Origin of the sequence: Inquilinus sp. CA228, assembly GCF_052078665.1 — a bacterium.
Classification (GTDB): domain Bacteria; phylum Pseudomonadota; class Alphaproteobacteria; order DSM-16000; family Inquilinaceae; genus Inquilinus.
Window position 1 is genome coordinate 14525 of the sequence record NZ_JBQJIK010000011.1, and the last position, 14527, is coordinate 29051.

The window sequence follows — 14527 nt, forward strand, 5'->3', positions numbered from 1 at the left end:
CGCGGCGCGGCACCGCCCCCGACAGCCAAATCGCCGTGGAGGAGAGCTCATGACTGGTACGTTGCAGCGCGCCCTGCTGGGCGCGGTCCTGGCAATCGCGATCGCCCTGCCGGCGGCGGCGCAGGACAAGAAGACCATCCTGACATCGGTGCCCAGCCTCGGCTTCCCGTTCTTCGTCCACATGATGAACGAGCTGAAGGCCGAGGCGGAGAAGCTGGGCGTCGCCTCGGTCGAATCCGACGGCCAGAACAGCGCGCCGAAGCAGACCGCCGATGTCGAGGCGGCGATGGTGCAGAAGGTCGACGGCATCGTGATCAGCCCGATCGACGTCAACGCCATGGCGCCGGTGCTGACCGAGGCGGTGGAGGCCGGCGTGCCGGTGGTGACCATCGACCGCCGCGTCACCGGGGTCGACGGCATCCTGGCCCATGTCGGCGCCGACAACGTGCTGGGTGGCGAGGCCCAGGCGAAATGGCTGATCGACAGCTATCCGAACGGCGCCACCATCGTGAACCTGCAGGGCCAGCCCGGCGCCAGCCCGGCGATCGACCGCAACAAGGGCCTGCACAACGTCCTCGACGCCCACAAGGACAAGTACAAGATCGTGGCGGAGCAGACTGCCAACTTCGCCCGCGACCAGGGGCTGAGCATCACCGAGACGATCCTGGCCGGCCTGTCGACGCCGCCCGACGTGATCGTCGCCGCCAATGACGACATGGCGCTCGGCGCGCTCGAGGCGGTGCGCGGCCGCAACCTGCAGGACAAGATCAGGATCATCGGCTTCGATGCGCTGCCGGAGGCGCTGGGCAGCATCCGCGACGGCGGCCTGGCCGGCACCATCGAGCAGTTCCCGGGCGGCCAGAGCCGCAAGGCGGTCGAGGTGCTGGTCGACTATCTGAAGACCGAGAAGAAGCCGGACCCGTCGCTGATCCTGCTGACCCCGATCGCCATCACCAAGGCCAATCTCGACAAGGCCGAGCGCATCGGCGAGGTGAAGTAGGACGGGGATGGGCCGTAGGTTGGGTTCGCGGTATCGCGAACCCAACAGAACAGCCGGAAAGTGTTGGGTTCGCCACGGCGAACCCAACCTACGCCGCATCGCAGGAACACCATGACCGAACCGCTGCTGCGCATGACCGCGATCACCAAGCGCTTCCCGGGCGTCGTCGCCCTGGACGGCGTCGGGCTGGAGGTCGCGGCCGGTGAGGTGCATGGCCTGCTCGGCGAGAACGGAGCCGGCAAGTCGACGCTGCTGAAGATCCTGTCCGGGGCGCAGGCGCCGGACGGCGGCAGCATCGTCTTCGCCGGCGAGACGGTCAGCTTCGCCGCGCCCTACGAGGCGCAGCGGCGCGGCATCGTCACGATCTATCAGGAGTTCAACCTGATCCCGAGCCTGACGGTGGCGGAGAACATCCTGATCGGGCGCGAACCGGGCCGGGCCGGGCTGGTCGACTGGGGCGCGATGCACCGGGCGGGGAAGGCGGCGCTGGACCGGATCGGCCTGGCCATCGACCCGCGCCGGCTGGTGCGCGACCTCAGCGTCGCCGAGCAGCAGATGGTCGAGATCGCCCGCGCCCTGTCGATGGAATCGCGGGTGATCGTGATGGACGAGCCGACCTCCGCCCTGAGTTCCACCGAGGTCGACCGGCTGATGGCGATCATCCGCGCCCTGCGCGGCCAGGGTATCGCCGTGATCTACGTCACCCACCGGCTGGACGAGGTGATGACGGTGTGCGACCGGGTCACCGTGCTGCGCGACGGCAGGCTGGTCGGCGATGCGGCGGTCGCCGCGATCACGGTCGACGACATCATCCGGATGATGGTCGGCCGCGACCTCGGCGCCCTGGCCCGGATCGAGGGCGGCGCGGCCCAGGGCGGCCCGCCGGCGCTGCGGGCCGAGGGCATCGCCACCGAGCGCAGCGCGCTGAATCCGCACGCCACGGTGCTGCACGATGTGTCGCTGGCGGTGCAGCGCGGCGAGATCCTGGGCATCGCCGGGCTGGTCGGCGCCGGGCGGACCGAGCTGGCCCGCGCCATTTTCGGCGCCGACGCCCGCACCGGCGGCCGTGTCCTCGTCGAGGACAGACCGGTCGACATCCGGTCGCCGGCCGACGCCATCCGGCACGGCATCGGCCTGGTGCCGGAGGACCGCAAGCAGCAGGCGCTGTTCCTGTCGCTGGCGGTCCGCAGCAACCTCGCCATCGCCGCGCTCGGCAAGCTGGCGGGTCTGTTCGGCTACGTCTCGGACAGCAAGGAGCGGGGGCTGGTCGAGGAGTATCGCCGGGCGCTCGGCATCCGCATGGCGGGGCCGGAGCAGCAGATCGCCAACCTGTCCGGCGGCAACCAGCAGAAGGTGGTGCTGGCCCGCTGGCTGGCGCTGCGGCCGAAGGTGCTGATCGTCGACGAGCCGACCCGCGGCATCGACGTCGCCGCCAAGGCCGAGGTGCACCAACTGCTCGGCCGGCTGGCGCGGGAGGGCATCGCTGTCATCGCCATCTCCTCGGAGCTGCCGGAGGTGCTGGCGATCAGCGACCGCATCGTCACCATGTGCGAGGGCCGGATCACCGGCGAGGTCGGCCGCGCGGAGGCCGACGAGGAAACGCTGATGCGGCTGATGACGCGCCGCCGGGCGGCATAGGAAAGACCAGGATGGCGCAGGGCACGACACTTCCGGACCGGGGCGGATTCGACCTGTTCGGGCTTCTGGCGCGGTTCGCGCCGCTGATCTTCCTGGTGGTGCTGATGGCCGGCTTCGCTATCGCCGAGCCGCGCTTCATCTCCACCGTCAACCTGCTGAACGTGCTGCGCCAGGTCTCGATCTACGGGCTGCTGGCGATCGGCATGACCTTCGTCATCCTGACCGCCGGCATCGACCTGTCGATCGGCGCCGTGCTGGCCTTCTGCGGCCTGGCCGCCGCGATCGTGGCCAAGGGCAGCGCCACCGGCAATTTCGCGCTCGGCAGCGAGGAGGCGCAGGGCTGGGGCTGGGGCGCCGCCGCCCTGGTCTCGATCCTGCTCGGCATGGTCGCCGGCGCGGTGCAGGGCTTCGGCATCACCCGGCTGAAGGTGCCGCCCTTCGTGGTCACGCTGGGCGGCATGTCGGCCTTCCGCGGCGCCGCGCTGCTGCTGTCCGGCGGTGGGCCGATCAGCGGCTTCGACGCGGATTTCCGCTACTGGGGCCAGGGCAAGATCCTGGAGATCCCGGTGCCGGTGCTGGTGTTCCTGGGCTTCGCCGTGCTGGCCCATCTGGTGCTGCGCTACAGCCGCTTCGGCCGCCAGGTCTATGCCGTCGGCGGCAATCCGGAGGCGGCGCGGCTGTCCGGGCTGAAGGTGCGGCGAGTGCTGCTCAGCGTCTACGTCATCATGGGCTTCTTCGTCGGGCTCGGCGCCTTCGTGCTGTCGGCCCGGCTGAACTCGGCCGAGGCGGTGGCGGGGCAGGGCTACGAGCTGACCGTGATCGCCTCGGTGGTGATCGGCGGCACCAGCCTGTTCGGCGGCATCGGCACCATCTTCGGCACGGTGATCGGCACCGTGCTGATCGGCGTGCTGCTGAACGGCCTCGTGCTGCTGAACGTCTCCTCCTACATCCAGCAGATCATCATCGGCGTGATCATCGTGCTGGCCGTGGCCTTCGACACCTTCGCCAAGTCGCGCCGCCGCCGGGTGTAGCCGCCGCTGATTTTTTCGCGGACGATGTCGAAAGGCCTTCTGCCGGCCCGTCATGGGGGTGAGCGAGATGCGCTCGACCCATGCGATGGAGACGATCATGCAGTACGCCTTGCTGTTCCAGCAGACTCCCGAGGAGTTTGCCGCCCGCAGCGACCCGCAAAAGCACGCCGCCTTCTGGGCCGCCTTCATGCCCTATATGACGGCGCTGAAGGAGGCCGGCCTCGTGGTCGCCGGCGCCGGGCTGGAGCCGCCCGCCACCGCCACCTCGATCCGCATCGGCGGCAGCGGGCGGCAGGTGCAGGACGGTCCCTTCGCCGACACCAAGGAGCAACTCGCCGGCTTCTTCATCATCGAGGTGCCGAACCTGGACGTGGCGCTCGACTGGGCCTCGCGCTATCCGGGCGGCCCGGGCGGCGGGGTCGAGGTGCGGCCGGTGGCGCCGCCGAAGCCGCAGCAGTGAGCCAGGAGGCGCGCCGCACGGTCGAACGGGCGGCGCGTGACTCCTACGGCCGGCTGGTGACCTTCCTGGCCGCCCGGTCGCGCGACATCGCGGCGGCCGAGGACGCGCTGGCCGACGCCTTCCGGGTGGCGCTGGAGACCTGGCCGCGCGACGGCGTGCCGGATCGGCCGGAAGCCTGGCTGCTGACCGCGGCGCGGCGCCGGCTGATCGACGGCGCCCGCCACCTCCAGGTGTGGGCGCAGGCCGTGCCCGATCTCCGCATCGTGGCGGAGGAGGCCGAGGCCCTGGCCGAGGTCGACAGGTTCCCGGACGAGCGGCTCAAGCTGCTCTTCGTCTGCGCCCATCCGGCGATCGACCCGGCGATCCACACTCCGCTGATGCTGCAGACTGTGCTGGGGCTCGACGCGGCGCGCATCGCCTCGGCCTTTCTGGTCAGCCCGTCGGCCATGGGCCAGCGCCTGTCGCGCGCCAAGGTGAAGATCCGCGACGCCGGCATCGGCTTCGAGCTGCCGGAGGCGAAGGAGCTGCCGCCGCGGCTCGACGCGGTGCTGGAGGCGATCTACGCCGCCTATGGCAGCGGCTGGGACGATGTCGCCGGCGCCGATCCGCGCCGCCGGGGCCTGGCGGCGGAGGCGATCGATCTCGGCCGGATGCTGCGGCCGCTGTTGCCGGCCGAGCCGGAGGTGGAAGGGCTCCTTGCCCTGATGCTGCTTTGCGAGGCCCGGCGGGAAGCGCGCCGCAGCCCGGCCGGCGACTATGTCCCGCTGTCGGAGCAGGACACCGCGCGGTGGGCGAAGCCCATGATCGCGGAGGCGGAGCGGATCCTGTCGGCCGCCGCCCAGGACCGCCGGTTCGGGCGGTTCCAGCTCGAGGCCGCGATCCAGTCGGTGCACGCCCAGCGGGCCCGGACCGGCCGGACCGACTGGGAGGCGATCGCCCAGCTGTATGAGGGGCTGGTGCGCCTGGCCCCCACCATCGGCGCGCTGGTCGGACAGGCCGCCGCCGTCGCCGAGGCGCGCGGCGCCGCAGTTGGATGGGTGCTGCTGGAGGGGCTCCCGGCCGAGGCGGTGGCGAGCTATCAGCCCTACTGGGCTCTGGCGGCCCATCTGCGGCGGCGGCTCGGCCAGCCGGCGGACGCGGCCTATGAGCGTGCCGTCGGCCTGTGCGAGGACCCGGCGATGCGGGCGTTCCTGCTGCGGCGGTGGCGGGACCGATCCTAGGGGGCCACGGCTTCTTCCCCGATCATCCGGTCGAGGTTGCCGTTGAGGCGCCGCAGCAGGCCGCACAGGGCTGCGACCTCGTCGTCGCTGAACCCCTGCAGCAGCGCGTCGCGACCCTGCTGCAGCGCCTCGCGCAGGGCGGGCAGCTTCGCCCGGGTCGCCTCGGTCAGGGAGATCAGGTTGCTCCGGCGGTCATGCGGATCGGGTGTGCGCCGGATCAGCCCGTCGCGCTCCATCCTGGCCAGCATCTGCGCCATCGACGGCTGCTCGACGCCGGCAAGACGCGCCAGCTCCTTCTGCGGCATCGCCCCGCCATCCCGCAGCAGATAGAGCACCGGCACCTGGCCGGCACTGAAGCCGAGCGGCTTCAGGCGGCGCTCCGCAAGCCGCAGCAGGGCCCGCGAGGCCATGTTGATCAGCGGCGCCGGCGTGTCGAACAGATCCCAGTCGGTCACTTGAATAGGGGCCTATCTTAATTATATAGGTGCCTATATATATCGAAGCATGAGCTCTCCGTCCATGACCCGATCTCCCCGCATCGCCATCATCGGCGCCGGCCCGGGCGGCCTGACCCTGGCCCGCATCCTCCATCTCGCCGGCATCCAGGCGACCGTGTTCGAGCGCGAGGACCACGCGCTGGCGCGGCCGCAGGGCGGTACCCTCGACCTCCATGCCGAGTCCGGCCAGCTTGCGCTCCACCGCGCCGGATTGGCCGGGGAGTTCCGCCGGATCGCGCGTTATGAGGACCAGGGCAGCCGGGTCTACGACAAGACCGGCGTGCTGCTGTTCGCCGACGATGCCGATGGCGGCGACCGCCCCGAGGTCGACCGGACCGCGCTGCGGCAGGTGCTCCTGGCCTCGGTGCCTGGCGAGACCATCCGCTGGGGCCATGCCGTCCGCGATGTGCGGTCCCGCGAGGACGGGACCTATGATCTGGTCCTCGACGGCGGCACGGCCGGCCCGTTCGACCTCGTGGTCGGCGCCGACGGAACCTGGTCGCGGGTTCGGCCGCTGGTCTCGCCCTATGCGCCGCAATACACCGGCCTGACCTTCATCGAGTTCGGCATCGACGACGTCGACGACCGCCACCCCGCGCTGTCGCGGCTGGTCGGGCGCGGCAAGATGGACGCCCAGGGCGACGGCCGCGCGCTGATCGTGCAGCGCAACGGCAACGCCCATCTGCGCGGCTATGCGATCTTCCGCGTTCCCGCCGACTGGGCGGCCGCGACCTTCGACTTCTCCTCGCCGGCCTCCGCCCGTACCCGGCTGGCGGCGGAGTTCGCGGGATGGGCGCCGGAGCTGGTCGACCTGATCCGCGCCGGCAACGACCATATCGTGCCGCGGCCGATCCATGCGCTGCCGGTCGGGCATCGCTGGGCGAACCGCGTCGGCGTCACTCTGCTCGGCGACGCCGCCCATGTCATGTCGCCCTTCGGGGGCGAGGGCGTGAACGCCGCCATGCTCGACGCCGCCGAGCTGGGCCGCCATCTCGCCGAGGCCGCGGATTGGACGGATGCCGTCCGACGCTACGAGACCGAGATGTTCGCGCGTGTCGTGGAGCCGGCCGGCCGGGCTGCGGAGGCCGTCGCCACGGAGCTGTCGCATATCGGCCTGGAGCTCACGCTCCGGCAGATGAGTGAGCATGCCGCCGGGCGTTAGTCCCAGAGCGCCATGGTGTCCGCGATCCGCTGTCGGGCGGTGGCGACCACCGCGTCGGAGACTGTCGGACGGGTGAGGAACTCGGCCCAGCTGAACAAATCCGCCAGCGTCGCCATCCGATGCCACTCCGCCGGCAGGGCGCCGCCCGCCGTGCGGTAGCCGGCGGCGACGGCGTCGGGGAAGCCGGGACGGGACCCGAGCGGCGGCCGCAGCAGGTTGCCGAAATCGAAGAACGGGCTGCCGGCGAAGACGAATTCCCAGTCCAGCACGGCGGCCACGGTCCAGCTATCCGGCCCTGGACGGACCAGGATGTTGGTGCCGCCGAAATCGGAATGGGTCAGGCAGGGCGGGCCGGGCCAGCGGTCGAGCAGCCCGGCCTCGCGCTCGGCGAAGCCGACCAGCCGGTCGGCCAGGTCGCGGCCGAGGCGGTCGCCGCCGGGCCCGTCGACCAGCACAAGGCGGAGGAATCCGATCAGCCCGGCCCCGCCGGCATCGGCCGGCTCGGCCACGGCCAGCGAGGCGTCGAGGAAGCCGCTGCGATCGAAGGTCACGGCATGGATCGCCGCCAGGGCCGCGCCCACGGAGCGGGCCAGCGGCAGCAACGCCGCGTCGTTCAACCCGCGGGCGGCCTCGTCCAGTTGCCGGCCCTCGATCCATTCCAGCAGGGCGAAGGGCAGGCCAGTGGCCGGGTCGTCGCCGCTGCCCAGCAGCCGCGGGGCGGGCAGGCCACGGTTGGCGGCGAGGCCATGGATCGTCCGTTCCTTCGCCGCCTGCGCCGGGTCGCGCTAGAACAGCCGCAGCACCACCGGCGGATGGCCGTCGAGGTCGAGGCGGAGATTTGTGTTGGCAAGGCCGCCCGACAGCTCGGTGACCCGCAGCACCGCCGGCCGGCCGGGCAGGGACCGGACCAGCGCGGACGCCTCGTCGGGGCTGAGGACGACCGCCGGATACGGCCTCGACCAGCTCTCGCGCACGATCCGCTACCGGGCCAGGGCGCGGGCGACCCGATCGGCCATGGCCGGCACCTCCGCCAGGTCGTGATAGAGGCCGAAGCCGAAGCGCAGCCGGTCGTCGCGGTGGTCGACGACGATGCCGGCCGCCCGCAGCCGGTCGTCGATCGTCCCGGCGGCTTCGGTCCGATAGGTCAGGAAGTGGCCGCGCACCGGCGTATCGAGCGGCACCAGCAGCCGGTCGCGGGTGAGGTCCGGCGGCCCGGCCCGATCCAGCGCCTCGGCGAAGCCCTGCTGCAGCGCCAGCACATGGGCATGGATCGCCGGCACGCCGATGCCGCGCTCGGCCAGCAGGTCGAGCACGGCGAGCAGGCGGTAGAGGCCGGACGGATCGAAGGTCGAGCCGAGGAAGCGGCTGCCGTCGATGCCGTAGGGCACGCGCCCGTCCTGCGCCCCGGCCAGCGCGCCGAAGGCGGCGTACCAGCCGGTGTCGCGCGGCCGTGGGCCGTAACCCGGCGGCACATGCAGGAAGCAGGCGCCTTCGCCGGCCATGGCGTATTTGTAGCCGCCGGCGATGTAGAAGGCGCGGCCGGCGATGGCGGACAGGTCGGTCGGCAGCGCCATGAAGCCGTGATAGCCGTCGATCGCGACCAGCGTCTCGCGGTCCGGCACCGCCGCCACCAGCGCCGCCAGGTCGGGCACGGCATAGCCCGAGTTGAAGAACACCTGGCTGAAGAACACCAGATCGTGGCCGCCGGCCGCGGCCGCCGCGGCGAAGCGGGCAGGGAAGTCGGCCGTCGGCTCCTGCGCCACGCGGGTGACCTGGACCAGCCCGTCCTCCTCCAGCCGGGCCAGCTGCCGGCGGACGCTGTGGAATTCGGAATCGGTGGTCAGCACCCGGGCCGGCCGGTCCGCCGGCAGGCAGGACAAGAGGCGCCGCACGAACTCATGCGTGTTCGGCGCGAAGGCCAGCGAGGCCGGGTCGGGCAGGTTCAGGATCGCCGCGATCCCGGCCTGCAGCCGCGGCACCAACGCGCCGAAGACCAGCTCCCATTTGTGGTCGGCCAGGCGGGCGGTGTCCTCGACGTAACGGAGCTGGGCCTCGAACACTGTGTCGGGCCACAGGTGGTGGCTGTGCGCGGCCAGGTGCAGCCGCTCCGGCGCCGCCGCCAGGAAGCGGGAGAACAGCGGCTTGAAGCTCATGCCCCGGCCTCCCCGCCGTAGGACAGTCCGGTGCGGCGGGTGATCTCCTCGGGCAGCGGCGGCAGGGCCGAGCGCGGGATCAGATAGGTCGACAGGGTGAACAGGTCGCTGAACACCCGGTGCCGCTCGGCGGTGCGGGCCAAATAGTCGTGGCCGGACGACCCGCCGGTGCCGGTCTTCAGCCCGATCATGCGCTGGACCATCAGCGCGTGGCGGTAGCGCCACAGCGTCATGGTCTCGTCGAGGTCCATCAGCAGGCTCAGCAGCCCGAACGGCACCTGCAGCGCCGGCTCGTCGCGGTACAAATTGATGAACAGCGCCGCCTGCAGCGCCCGCCAGGACATCCGCCACGACCCCTGCGCCGCCTCCTCGGCGTGGCGGGTCTCGTCGAACAGCGCGTCGAAGCGCGACAGCGCCTGGCGCAGCGCCGCCACCTCCTTCTCCCGCGCCGTCTCGTCCAGCGTCGGATGGGCGGTCAGGTGGCCGATGTCGCCCTCCAGCATCACCACCACGGCCTGGCGGTAGGCCTCGCGGAAGCGGTAGCCGCCGAGCTCGATGAAGGGCGTGCGGGCCAGCCAGGCGTCGAGCTGGTCGAACAGGCTGGGCTGGACGCCCGCCGCCTCGACCCGCTCGCGCCCCGAAGAGTCCAGCCGGGCCTCGAAGGACCGGCCCTCATAGGCCAGCCGGTCGGCCGCGCGCAGGCCGAGGCGGATCTCGATCAGCCGGAACTGCGCGCTCTGGAAGCCCGAGGCCGGGCGCAGCAGGTCGCGGAAGTCGAGGAAGTCCAGCGGCGTCATGGTCTCGAGCACGTCGAGCTGGTGCACGCCGAGCTTGAGGATCTCGTGGATGCGCCGCAGGGCGCGGCTGGCGCGGCCGACGGCGCGGTCGTCGACCCGGTCGGCGGCGAACACACCCTGCACGGCGTCGAGCTCGAACAGGATCTGCTTGAACCACAGCTCGTAGGCCTGGTGCACGATGATGAACAGCATCTCGTCATGCGCCGGCCGCCCGGCCCTCTCGCTTTCGCGGGCCTGCAGGTCGAGCAGCTGGTCGAGCTGGAGATAGGATGCGTAGTGGACGCCTGGTTCGGCCATGGCGCGTCTCCCGGTGGCTATGCCTGCCGGTTGCCGACCGGAGTCGACCGCGGTCCAGTGCTGATGGTGACGGAAGGCTAGCGTGCCGAAAGCGTTCCTCGCAAGGGGCGGAACCAGGCGGTCGCGGCGCGAACGAAGAGGGAACTGCTGGCCAGGGTGCCGCGGAATCGAGTATAATCCTATGTCAACGAGGCTGCCTCCGGATGGAACGGATGGCGGGTCCATGGCCCGAGGGCCGCGGGACCGGCTGCCGCACGCAGCGAAATCGGCGGCATTCAGCAGCTTCGACACGGGCATGGAGACCGGCAACACACCCCGCGGCAATCGCGAAGGGGAGACCATGTCCATCATCCACGGCAACGACAACGCCAACACCCTCACCGGCACGGCGTCCGACGACAGCATCTTCGGCCATGGCGGCAACGACACGCTGATCGGAGGCGGCGGCGGCGACCTGCTCGACGGCGGGACCGGCACCGACCGCGTGTCCTACCTCGACTCCGGCGCCGCCGTGTTCGTCAACCTGCTGACCGGGTCCGGCTTCGGCGGCACCGCCTGGGGCGACAGCTATGCCAGCATCGAGAACGTCTACGGCTCGTTCTATGCCGACATCCTGACCGGCAGCGACGTCGCCAATGTCCTGACCGGCTTCGACGGCGACGATGTCCTGATGGGCAAGGCCGGCAACGATACCCTCCACGGCGACGGCGGGGACGATGTTCTCGATGGCGGCGTCGGCGCCGACAAGCTAATCGATGTCGGCGGCGACAGCCACGACGCTGCCAGCTACGCCAATTCCGCGGCCACCGTGATCGTCGACCTGGGCGCCAACAGCGGCAGCGGCGGCGATGCCGAGGGCGACACCTTCAGCGGCATCGAGGACATCCGGGGCTCGGCCCACGCCGACTTGCTGATCGGCGATGGCCATTCGAACGTGCTGGAGGGCCGCGGCGGCGCCGATATCCTCCGCGGCGGGGCCGGCGGAACCGATATGCTCGACGGCGGCGCCGGCGACGACCTGATGATCGCCGGCGGCGCGGCCGAGGAGTTCCATGGTGGCGCCGGCAACGACACGGTCAGCTACCACAACTACGACAACGGCCCGCTGACCGTCGACATCGGGGCCGCGGCCACCAACGAGGGCGTCGCGAGCCAGGACCTGCTCTGGGACGATGTCGAGAACGTCACGGGCACCAGCCTCGGCGACGACGACATCACCGGCTCCAACGGCGCCAATGTCCTGACCGGCCTCGGCGGCGACGACCTGCTCGGCGGCTATGCCGGCGACGACCGGCTCGTCGGGGGCGCGGGTGACGACGCCATGTATGGTGGTAACGGCGCCGATGTGCTGGACGGCGGCGGCGGCGTCGATTGGGTCCAGTACCACCCCAGCACGACCGCCATCACGGTGAATCTGACGACGGGCAAGGGCTCCGGCGGCCAGGCCGCGGGCGACAGCTTCATCGGCGTCGAGAACGTCTCGGCGAGCGGCCACGCGGATATCATCACCGGTAACGGCTCCGCCAACTGGCTGCAGGGCCATGACAGTGCCGACACGCTGTCCGGCGAGGGCGGCGACGACATCCTCGACGGCGGCCTCGGCGACGACGTACTGCGCGGCGGCGCCGGGGCCGACCGACTGACCGGCGTCTCGGGCATCGACACCGCCAGCTACTACACCGGCTCGGTCGGCGTCGTGGTCAATCTGGCGACCGGCGTCGGCAGCGGCGGCGAGGCGCAGGGCGACACCCTGGCCTTGATCGAGAACCTGTCCGGCAGCCAGGGCGGTGACAGCCTCGTCGGCAATAGTGGCGCCAACACGCTGCAGGGCTGGAATGGCGACGACCTGCTCACCGGGGCCGGCGGCCAGGACCTGCTGACCGGCGGCATCGGTGCCGACCGCTTCGTCTATGCCAGCGTCGCCCAGAGCCCAGTCGGCGCCGGGGCCGACCGGATCACCGATTTCAGCCATGCCCAGGGCGACCGGATCGACCTGTCCGCGATCGACGCCGTCACCACTGTCGCCGGCAACCAGGCCTTCACCTTCATCGGCACGGCGCTCTACAGCAACACGGCCGGCCAGCTGCGCTACGCCCAGTCCGGCGGCAACACCACCGTCGCCGGCGATGTCGACGGCGACGGCACCTCCGACTTCCACATTGTGCTCAGCGGCACCATCGCCCTGGTTGCCGCAGATTTCGTGCTGTGACGGTGCCAATCAGGGCCAGGGATAGCCGGCCACGGGGATCCCGGCCTTGGCCAGCTCGGCCGCCACCTCGCGCCGGTAGGCGACGACATCCGGCACCGGCACGGCGCGGAGGCGGTCGACCTCCTCGGCCGTGAAGGGTGGGACGCCGGCCCGGGTCTCCGGCGCGCCGAAGCTGGCGATGACATAGTTCATGACGGCGGCGATCCGGCCGTTCGGCAGGCTGGAATTGACCACGCCGGGGACATGCATGACGTAGATCCGGCCCGTCTCGGTCCGGCCGAAGCCGTCGACATAGCCGCGGAAATCGGGGATGCCGCGGTCCGGGCTGCCCGACCCGTCGGCGCCGTGGCAGCCCGAGCATTTCAGCATGTAGTCGGTCCGGGCCGAGCGGGAAGGGGCATCTTGAGCCCAGGCGGGAGCGGCCAGCAGCAGTGCGGCGAGGACGGGCGTAAGGATCGGCCGCAGGGCCTTCATGACCCCTTGCGCAGCTTCTGCAGCGCCGAATGCGACGGCGGCGCCTCGCGGGTCCTGGCGATCAGGCCGGGGTCGATCGTCTGGCCGGTCTGGTTGAGCGTGCCGAGGAGGTAGGCGCCGATCGCCGCCAACTCCTCGTCGCTCATCGCCTGGGGCGGCATGACCAGGCCGGCATAGACCTGGCCGCCGGACTGGATCATGCCGGACAGGCCGGAGGTCATCACCCCGGCGACATAGCCGGGCGCCCGGTCGCCCAGGCGCTGCCAGAGGGCGGCGTCGTTGAGCGGCGGAGCGATGCCCGGATTGCCGACCCCACCGGCCTGGTGGCAGGCGGCGCAGGCGGAGTCGAACAGCGCCTTGCCGTCCTGCGCCCAGGCCGCCGGCGCGGCCGAAACCGCCGCCAGCAGCAGGAGCATGGTCGCCGGGCCGATCCTCATTCGGCGATGCCCACCAGCGCCGCCACGGTGCAGTGATAGCCCTGCGAGGTGTTCGCCATGCACCAGTTGATGTCGTTGTGCAGGCCCATGCGATAGCCGGGGCGCTCGCGCTCATTGGTGTTGCAGAACGGGCTGTTGTCGCAGATCGCCTTGCCGCAGCAGTCGTTGTAGGAGACCAGGTAGTCCTTGCCGTCGGTCGGGTTGCGGCAGGTGCCGACCCAGGTGACCTTGGACACCTCCGCGCCCGGCGGACACTGGTTCACCGAGCCGCCGCAGCTGCTGCACAGATTGCCGTCCAGCGCGCAGTAGCGCCAGTACTCGCAGGCGGTCGGGTCGTCGATCGCACCGACGGCCGCGTGGGCCTGGCCGAAGGTGCGGTCGAAGGGCAGGACCGGCAGCAGCATGCCGCCGACCAGGGCCGTGCCGGACTTGGCCAGGAAGGAGCGGCGGCTGCTGCCCAGCGCCAGCCGGCGGCTGCCGGTCTCGGCGATCCGGTCGATGAAGCCGGTGAGCGTGTCGAAAAGCGTGATCACGGGATGCTCCTTTCCGGCGTCAGCTGCGGGCCGGGGCGTAGCCGTCCAGGAAATCCTGGATCGAGGCGACGCCCATCTCCTTGGCGTTGAACAGGCTCTCGAGCTGCTCGCGGCTGTTGACCAGCCCCTTGGAGAGGACGGTGCCGTCCTCGCCGAGCAGGACGGCGAAGGGCAGGCGTGAGACCCGGTAGGCGAGGCCGAGCTCGGTCGAGTTGACATAAGGGAAGCCGGTCAGCCCCGCGGTCTGGATGAAGCGGCGCTGCCTGTCCTCCTCGCCGTCGCTGGCCAGCACCACATCCAGCCACGGCCGCTCCGCCTCGCGCACCGAGCGCAGCACCGGCAGCAGCTTCTTGCAGATCGGGCAGGTCGGGGACAGGAAGAAGACCAGCGTCGAGCGGCCGGGCCGCGGCCCGATCACGACCTCGCCGCCGTTCAGGTTTTCCAGCGCGAAGCGTGGCGAGACATCGCCGATCTTCGGCCCGGAATCATTGACCAGGGCGCCGAGCGGGGTGATGCGCTCATACAGCACGCCGATCTGCCGCGACAGGGCGAACAGGGCGACGATCAGGCCGAGCACGACGACCCAGAGCAAGGCCAGTGCGAAGATCATCAGAGTCAT

15 protein-coding genes and 1 pseudogene are annotated in these 14527 nt (G+C 71.1%); 7 read left to right on the top strand and 9 right to left on the bottom strand.

From position 1 onward, the window contains the following. The first annotated feature begins 49 nt into the window (after positions 1-49). The 5 genes from ACTOWL_RS07060 (at position 50) to ACTOWL_RS07080 (ending at position 5349) form a co-directional block, all read left to right on the top strand. Positions 50-1000 (top strand): substrate-binding domain-containing protein, encoded by a 951-nt coding sequence (locus tag ACTOWL_RS07060; protein ID WP_441320497.1) that lies wholly within the window; start codon positions 50-52, stop codon positions 998-1000. Between the two features lie 111 nt (positions 1001-1111). Further along, entirely contained in the window at positions 1112-2638 is a 1527-nt protein-coding gene (locus ACTOWL_RS07065; protein WP_441320498.1) for a sugar ABC transporter ATP-binding protein, read from the top strand. Positions 2639-2649: 11 nt separating this feature from the next. Continuing rightward, entirely contained in the window at positions 2650-3669 is a 1020-nt protein-coding gene (locus ACTOWL_RS07070; protein WP_441320499.1) for an ABC transporter permease, read from the top strand. A gap of 67 nt (positions 3670-3736) precedes the next feature. Then, complete coding sequence (locus tag ACTOWL_RS07075; RefSeq protein WP_441320500.1) at positions 3737-4129, top strand: YciI family protein; 393 nt, start codon at positions 3737-3739, stop codon at positions 4127-4129. Beyond that, the gene (locus ACTOWL_RS07080) at positions 4126-5349 is read left to right on the top strand and encodes an RNA polymerase sigma factor (RefSeq protein WP_441320501.1); all 1224 of its coding nucleotides are present in this window, start codon (positions 4126-4128) and stop codon (positions 5347-5349) included. The genes ACTOWL_RS07075 and ACTOWL_RS07080 overlap by 4 nt, the downstream gene beginning before the upstream one ends. Here the strand turns inward: ACTOWL_RS07080 and ACTOWL_RS07085 are convergent. Next, entirely contained in the window at positions 5346-5804 is a 459-nt protein-coding gene (locus ACTOWL_RS07085) for a MarR family winged helix-turn-helix transcriptional regulator (protein ID WP_441320502.1), read from the bottom strand. The two genes, ACTOWL_RS07080 and ACTOWL_RS07085, sit on opposite strands and share 4 nt — an antisense overlap. A 64-nt stretch (positions 5805-5868) precedes the next feature. On the opposite strand from ACTOWL_RS07085, the gene ACTOWL_RS07090 reads away from it, so the two are divergent. Then, positions 5869-7008, top strand: a complete 1140-nt coding sequence (locus ACTOWL_RS07090; RefSeq protein WP_441320503.1) for an FAD-dependent oxidoreductase — start codon at positions 5869-5871, stop codon at positions 7006-7008. Here ACTOWL_RS07090 and ACTOWL_RS07095 read toward each other — a convergent pair. From ACTOWL_RS07095 to ACTOWL_RS07110, 4 genes and pseudogenes are all read right to left on the bottom strand, one after another. Further along, positions 7005-7775 (bottom strand): annotated as a pseudogene (locus tag ACTOWL_RS07095) (phosphotransferase family protein); the annotation flags it as partial. The gene ACTOWL_RS07090 and the pseudogene ACTOWL_RS07095 sit on opposite strands and share 4 nt — an antisense overlap. 18 nt (positions 7776-7793) lie before the next feature. Beyond that, the gene (locus tag ACTOWL_RS07100) at positions 7794-7982 is read right to left on the bottom strand and encodes a hypothetical protein (protein WP_441320504.1); all 189 of its coding nucleotides are present in this window, start codon (positions 7980-7982) and stop codon (positions 7794-7796) included. A gap of 6 nt (positions 7983-7988) precedes the next feature. Further along, the gene (locus tag ACTOWL_RS07105) at positions 7989-9161 is read right to left on the bottom strand and encodes an aminotransferase class V-fold PLP-dependent enzyme (RefSeq protein WP_441320505.1); all 1173 of its coding nucleotides are present in this window, start codon (positions 9159-9161) and stop codon (positions 7989-7991) included. Then, positions 9158-10660 (bottom strand): tryptophan 2,3-dioxygenase family protein, encoded by a 1503-nt coding sequence (locus ACTOWL_RS07110; RefSeq protein ID WP_441320506.1) that lies wholly within the window; start codon positions 10658-10660, stop codon positions 9158-9160. The genes ACTOWL_RS07105 and ACTOWL_RS07110 overlap by 4 nt, the downstream gene beginning before the upstream one ends. Between ACTOWL_RS07110 and ACTOWL_RS07115 the strand changes: the two genes are divergently transcribed. Further along, entirely contained in the window at positions 10596-12464 is a 1869-nt protein-coding gene (locus ACTOWL_RS07115) for a calcium-binding protein (protein ID WP_441320507.1), read from the top strand. The two genes, ACTOWL_RS07110 and ACTOWL_RS07115, sit on opposite strands and share 65 nt — an antisense overlap. Positions 12465-12473: 9 nt before the next feature. Here ACTOWL_RS07115 and ACTOWL_RS07120 read toward each other — a convergent pair whose 3' ends face one another. From ACTOWL_RS07120 to mauD, 4 genes are read right to left on the bottom strand one after another with little or no spacing between them, the layout of a single operon-like run. Then, positions 12474-12938 (bottom strand): hypothetical protein, encoded by a 465-nt coding sequence (locus ACTOWL_RS07120; protein ID WP_441320508.1) that lies wholly within the window; start codon positions 12936-12938, stop codon positions 12474-12476. Next, a complete protein-coding gene (locus ACTOWL_RS07125; protein WP_441320509.1) occupies positions 12935-13375 on the bottom strand; it encodes a c-type cytochrome in 441 nt (146 codons plus the stop codon). The genes ACTOWL_RS07120 and ACTOWL_RS07125 overlap by 4 nt, the downstream gene beginning before the upstream one ends. Beyond that, positions 13372-13908, bottom strand: a complete 537-nt coding sequence (locus tag ACTOWL_RS07130; protein WP_342237240.1) for a methylamine dehydrogenase light chain — start codon at positions 13906-13908, stop codon at positions 13372-13374. The genes ACTOWL_RS07125 and ACTOWL_RS07130 overlap by 4 nt, the downstream gene beginning before the upstream one ends. A 19-nt stretch (positions 13909-13927) precedes the next feature. After that, entirely contained in the window at positions 13928-14527 is a 600-nt protein-coding gene (gene mauD / locus ACTOWL_RS07135) for a methylamine dehydrogenase accessory protein MauD (RefSeq protein WP_441320510.1), read from the bottom strand.

What these genes read in the sequence shown, in the direction of transcription:
- ACTOWL_RS07060 (WP_441320497.1), top strand. Translation starts at nt 50, where the DNA reads ATGACTGGTACGTTGCAGCGCGCCCTGCTGGGCGCGGTCCTGGCAATC.
- ACTOWL_RS07065 (WP_441320498.1), top strand. Translation starts at nt 1,112, where the DNA reads ATGACCGAACCGCTGCTGCGCATGACCGCGATCACCAAGCGCTTCCCG.
- ACTOWL_RS07070 (WP_441320499.1), top strand. Translation starts at nt 2,650, where the DNA reads ATGGCGCAGGGCACGACACTTCCGGACCGGGGCGGATTCGACCTGTTC.
- ACTOWL_RS07075 (WP_441320500.1), top strand. Translation starts at nt 3,737, where the DNA reads ATGCGCTCGACCCATGCGATGGAGACGATCATGCAGTACGCCTTGCTG.
- ACTOWL_RS07090 (WP_441320503.1), top strand. Translation starts at nt 5,869, where the DNA reads ATGACCCGATCTCCCCGCATCGCCATCATCGGCGCCGGCCCGGGCGGC.
- ACTOWL_RS07105 (WP_441320505.1), bottom strand. Translation starts at nt 9,161, where the DNA reads ATGAGCTTCAAGCCGCTGTTCTCCCGCTTCCTGGCGGCGGCGCCGGAG.
- ACTOWL_RS07115 (WP_441320507.1), top strand. Translation starts at nt 10,596, where the DNA reads ATGTCCATCATCCACGGCAACGACAACGCCAACACCCTCACCGGCACG.
- ACTOWL_RS07110 (WP_441320506.1), bottom strand. Translation starts at nt 10,660, where the DNA reads ATGCTGTCGTCGGACGCCGTGCCGGTGAGGGTGTTGGCGTTGTCGTTG.
- ACTOWL_RS07120 (WP_441320508.1), bottom strand. Translation starts at nt 12,938, where the DNA reads ATGAAGGCCCTGCGGCCGATCCTTACGCCCGTCCTCGCCGCACTGCTG.
- ACTOWL_RS07125 (WP_441320509.1), bottom strand. Translation starts at nt 13,375, where the DNA reads ATGAGGATCGGCCCGGCGACCATGCTCCTGCTGCTGGCGGCGGTTTCG.
- mauD (WP_441320510.1), bottom strand. Translation starts at nt 14,527, where the DNA reads ATGACTCTGATGATCTTCGCACTGGCCTTGCTCTGGGTCGTCGTGCTC.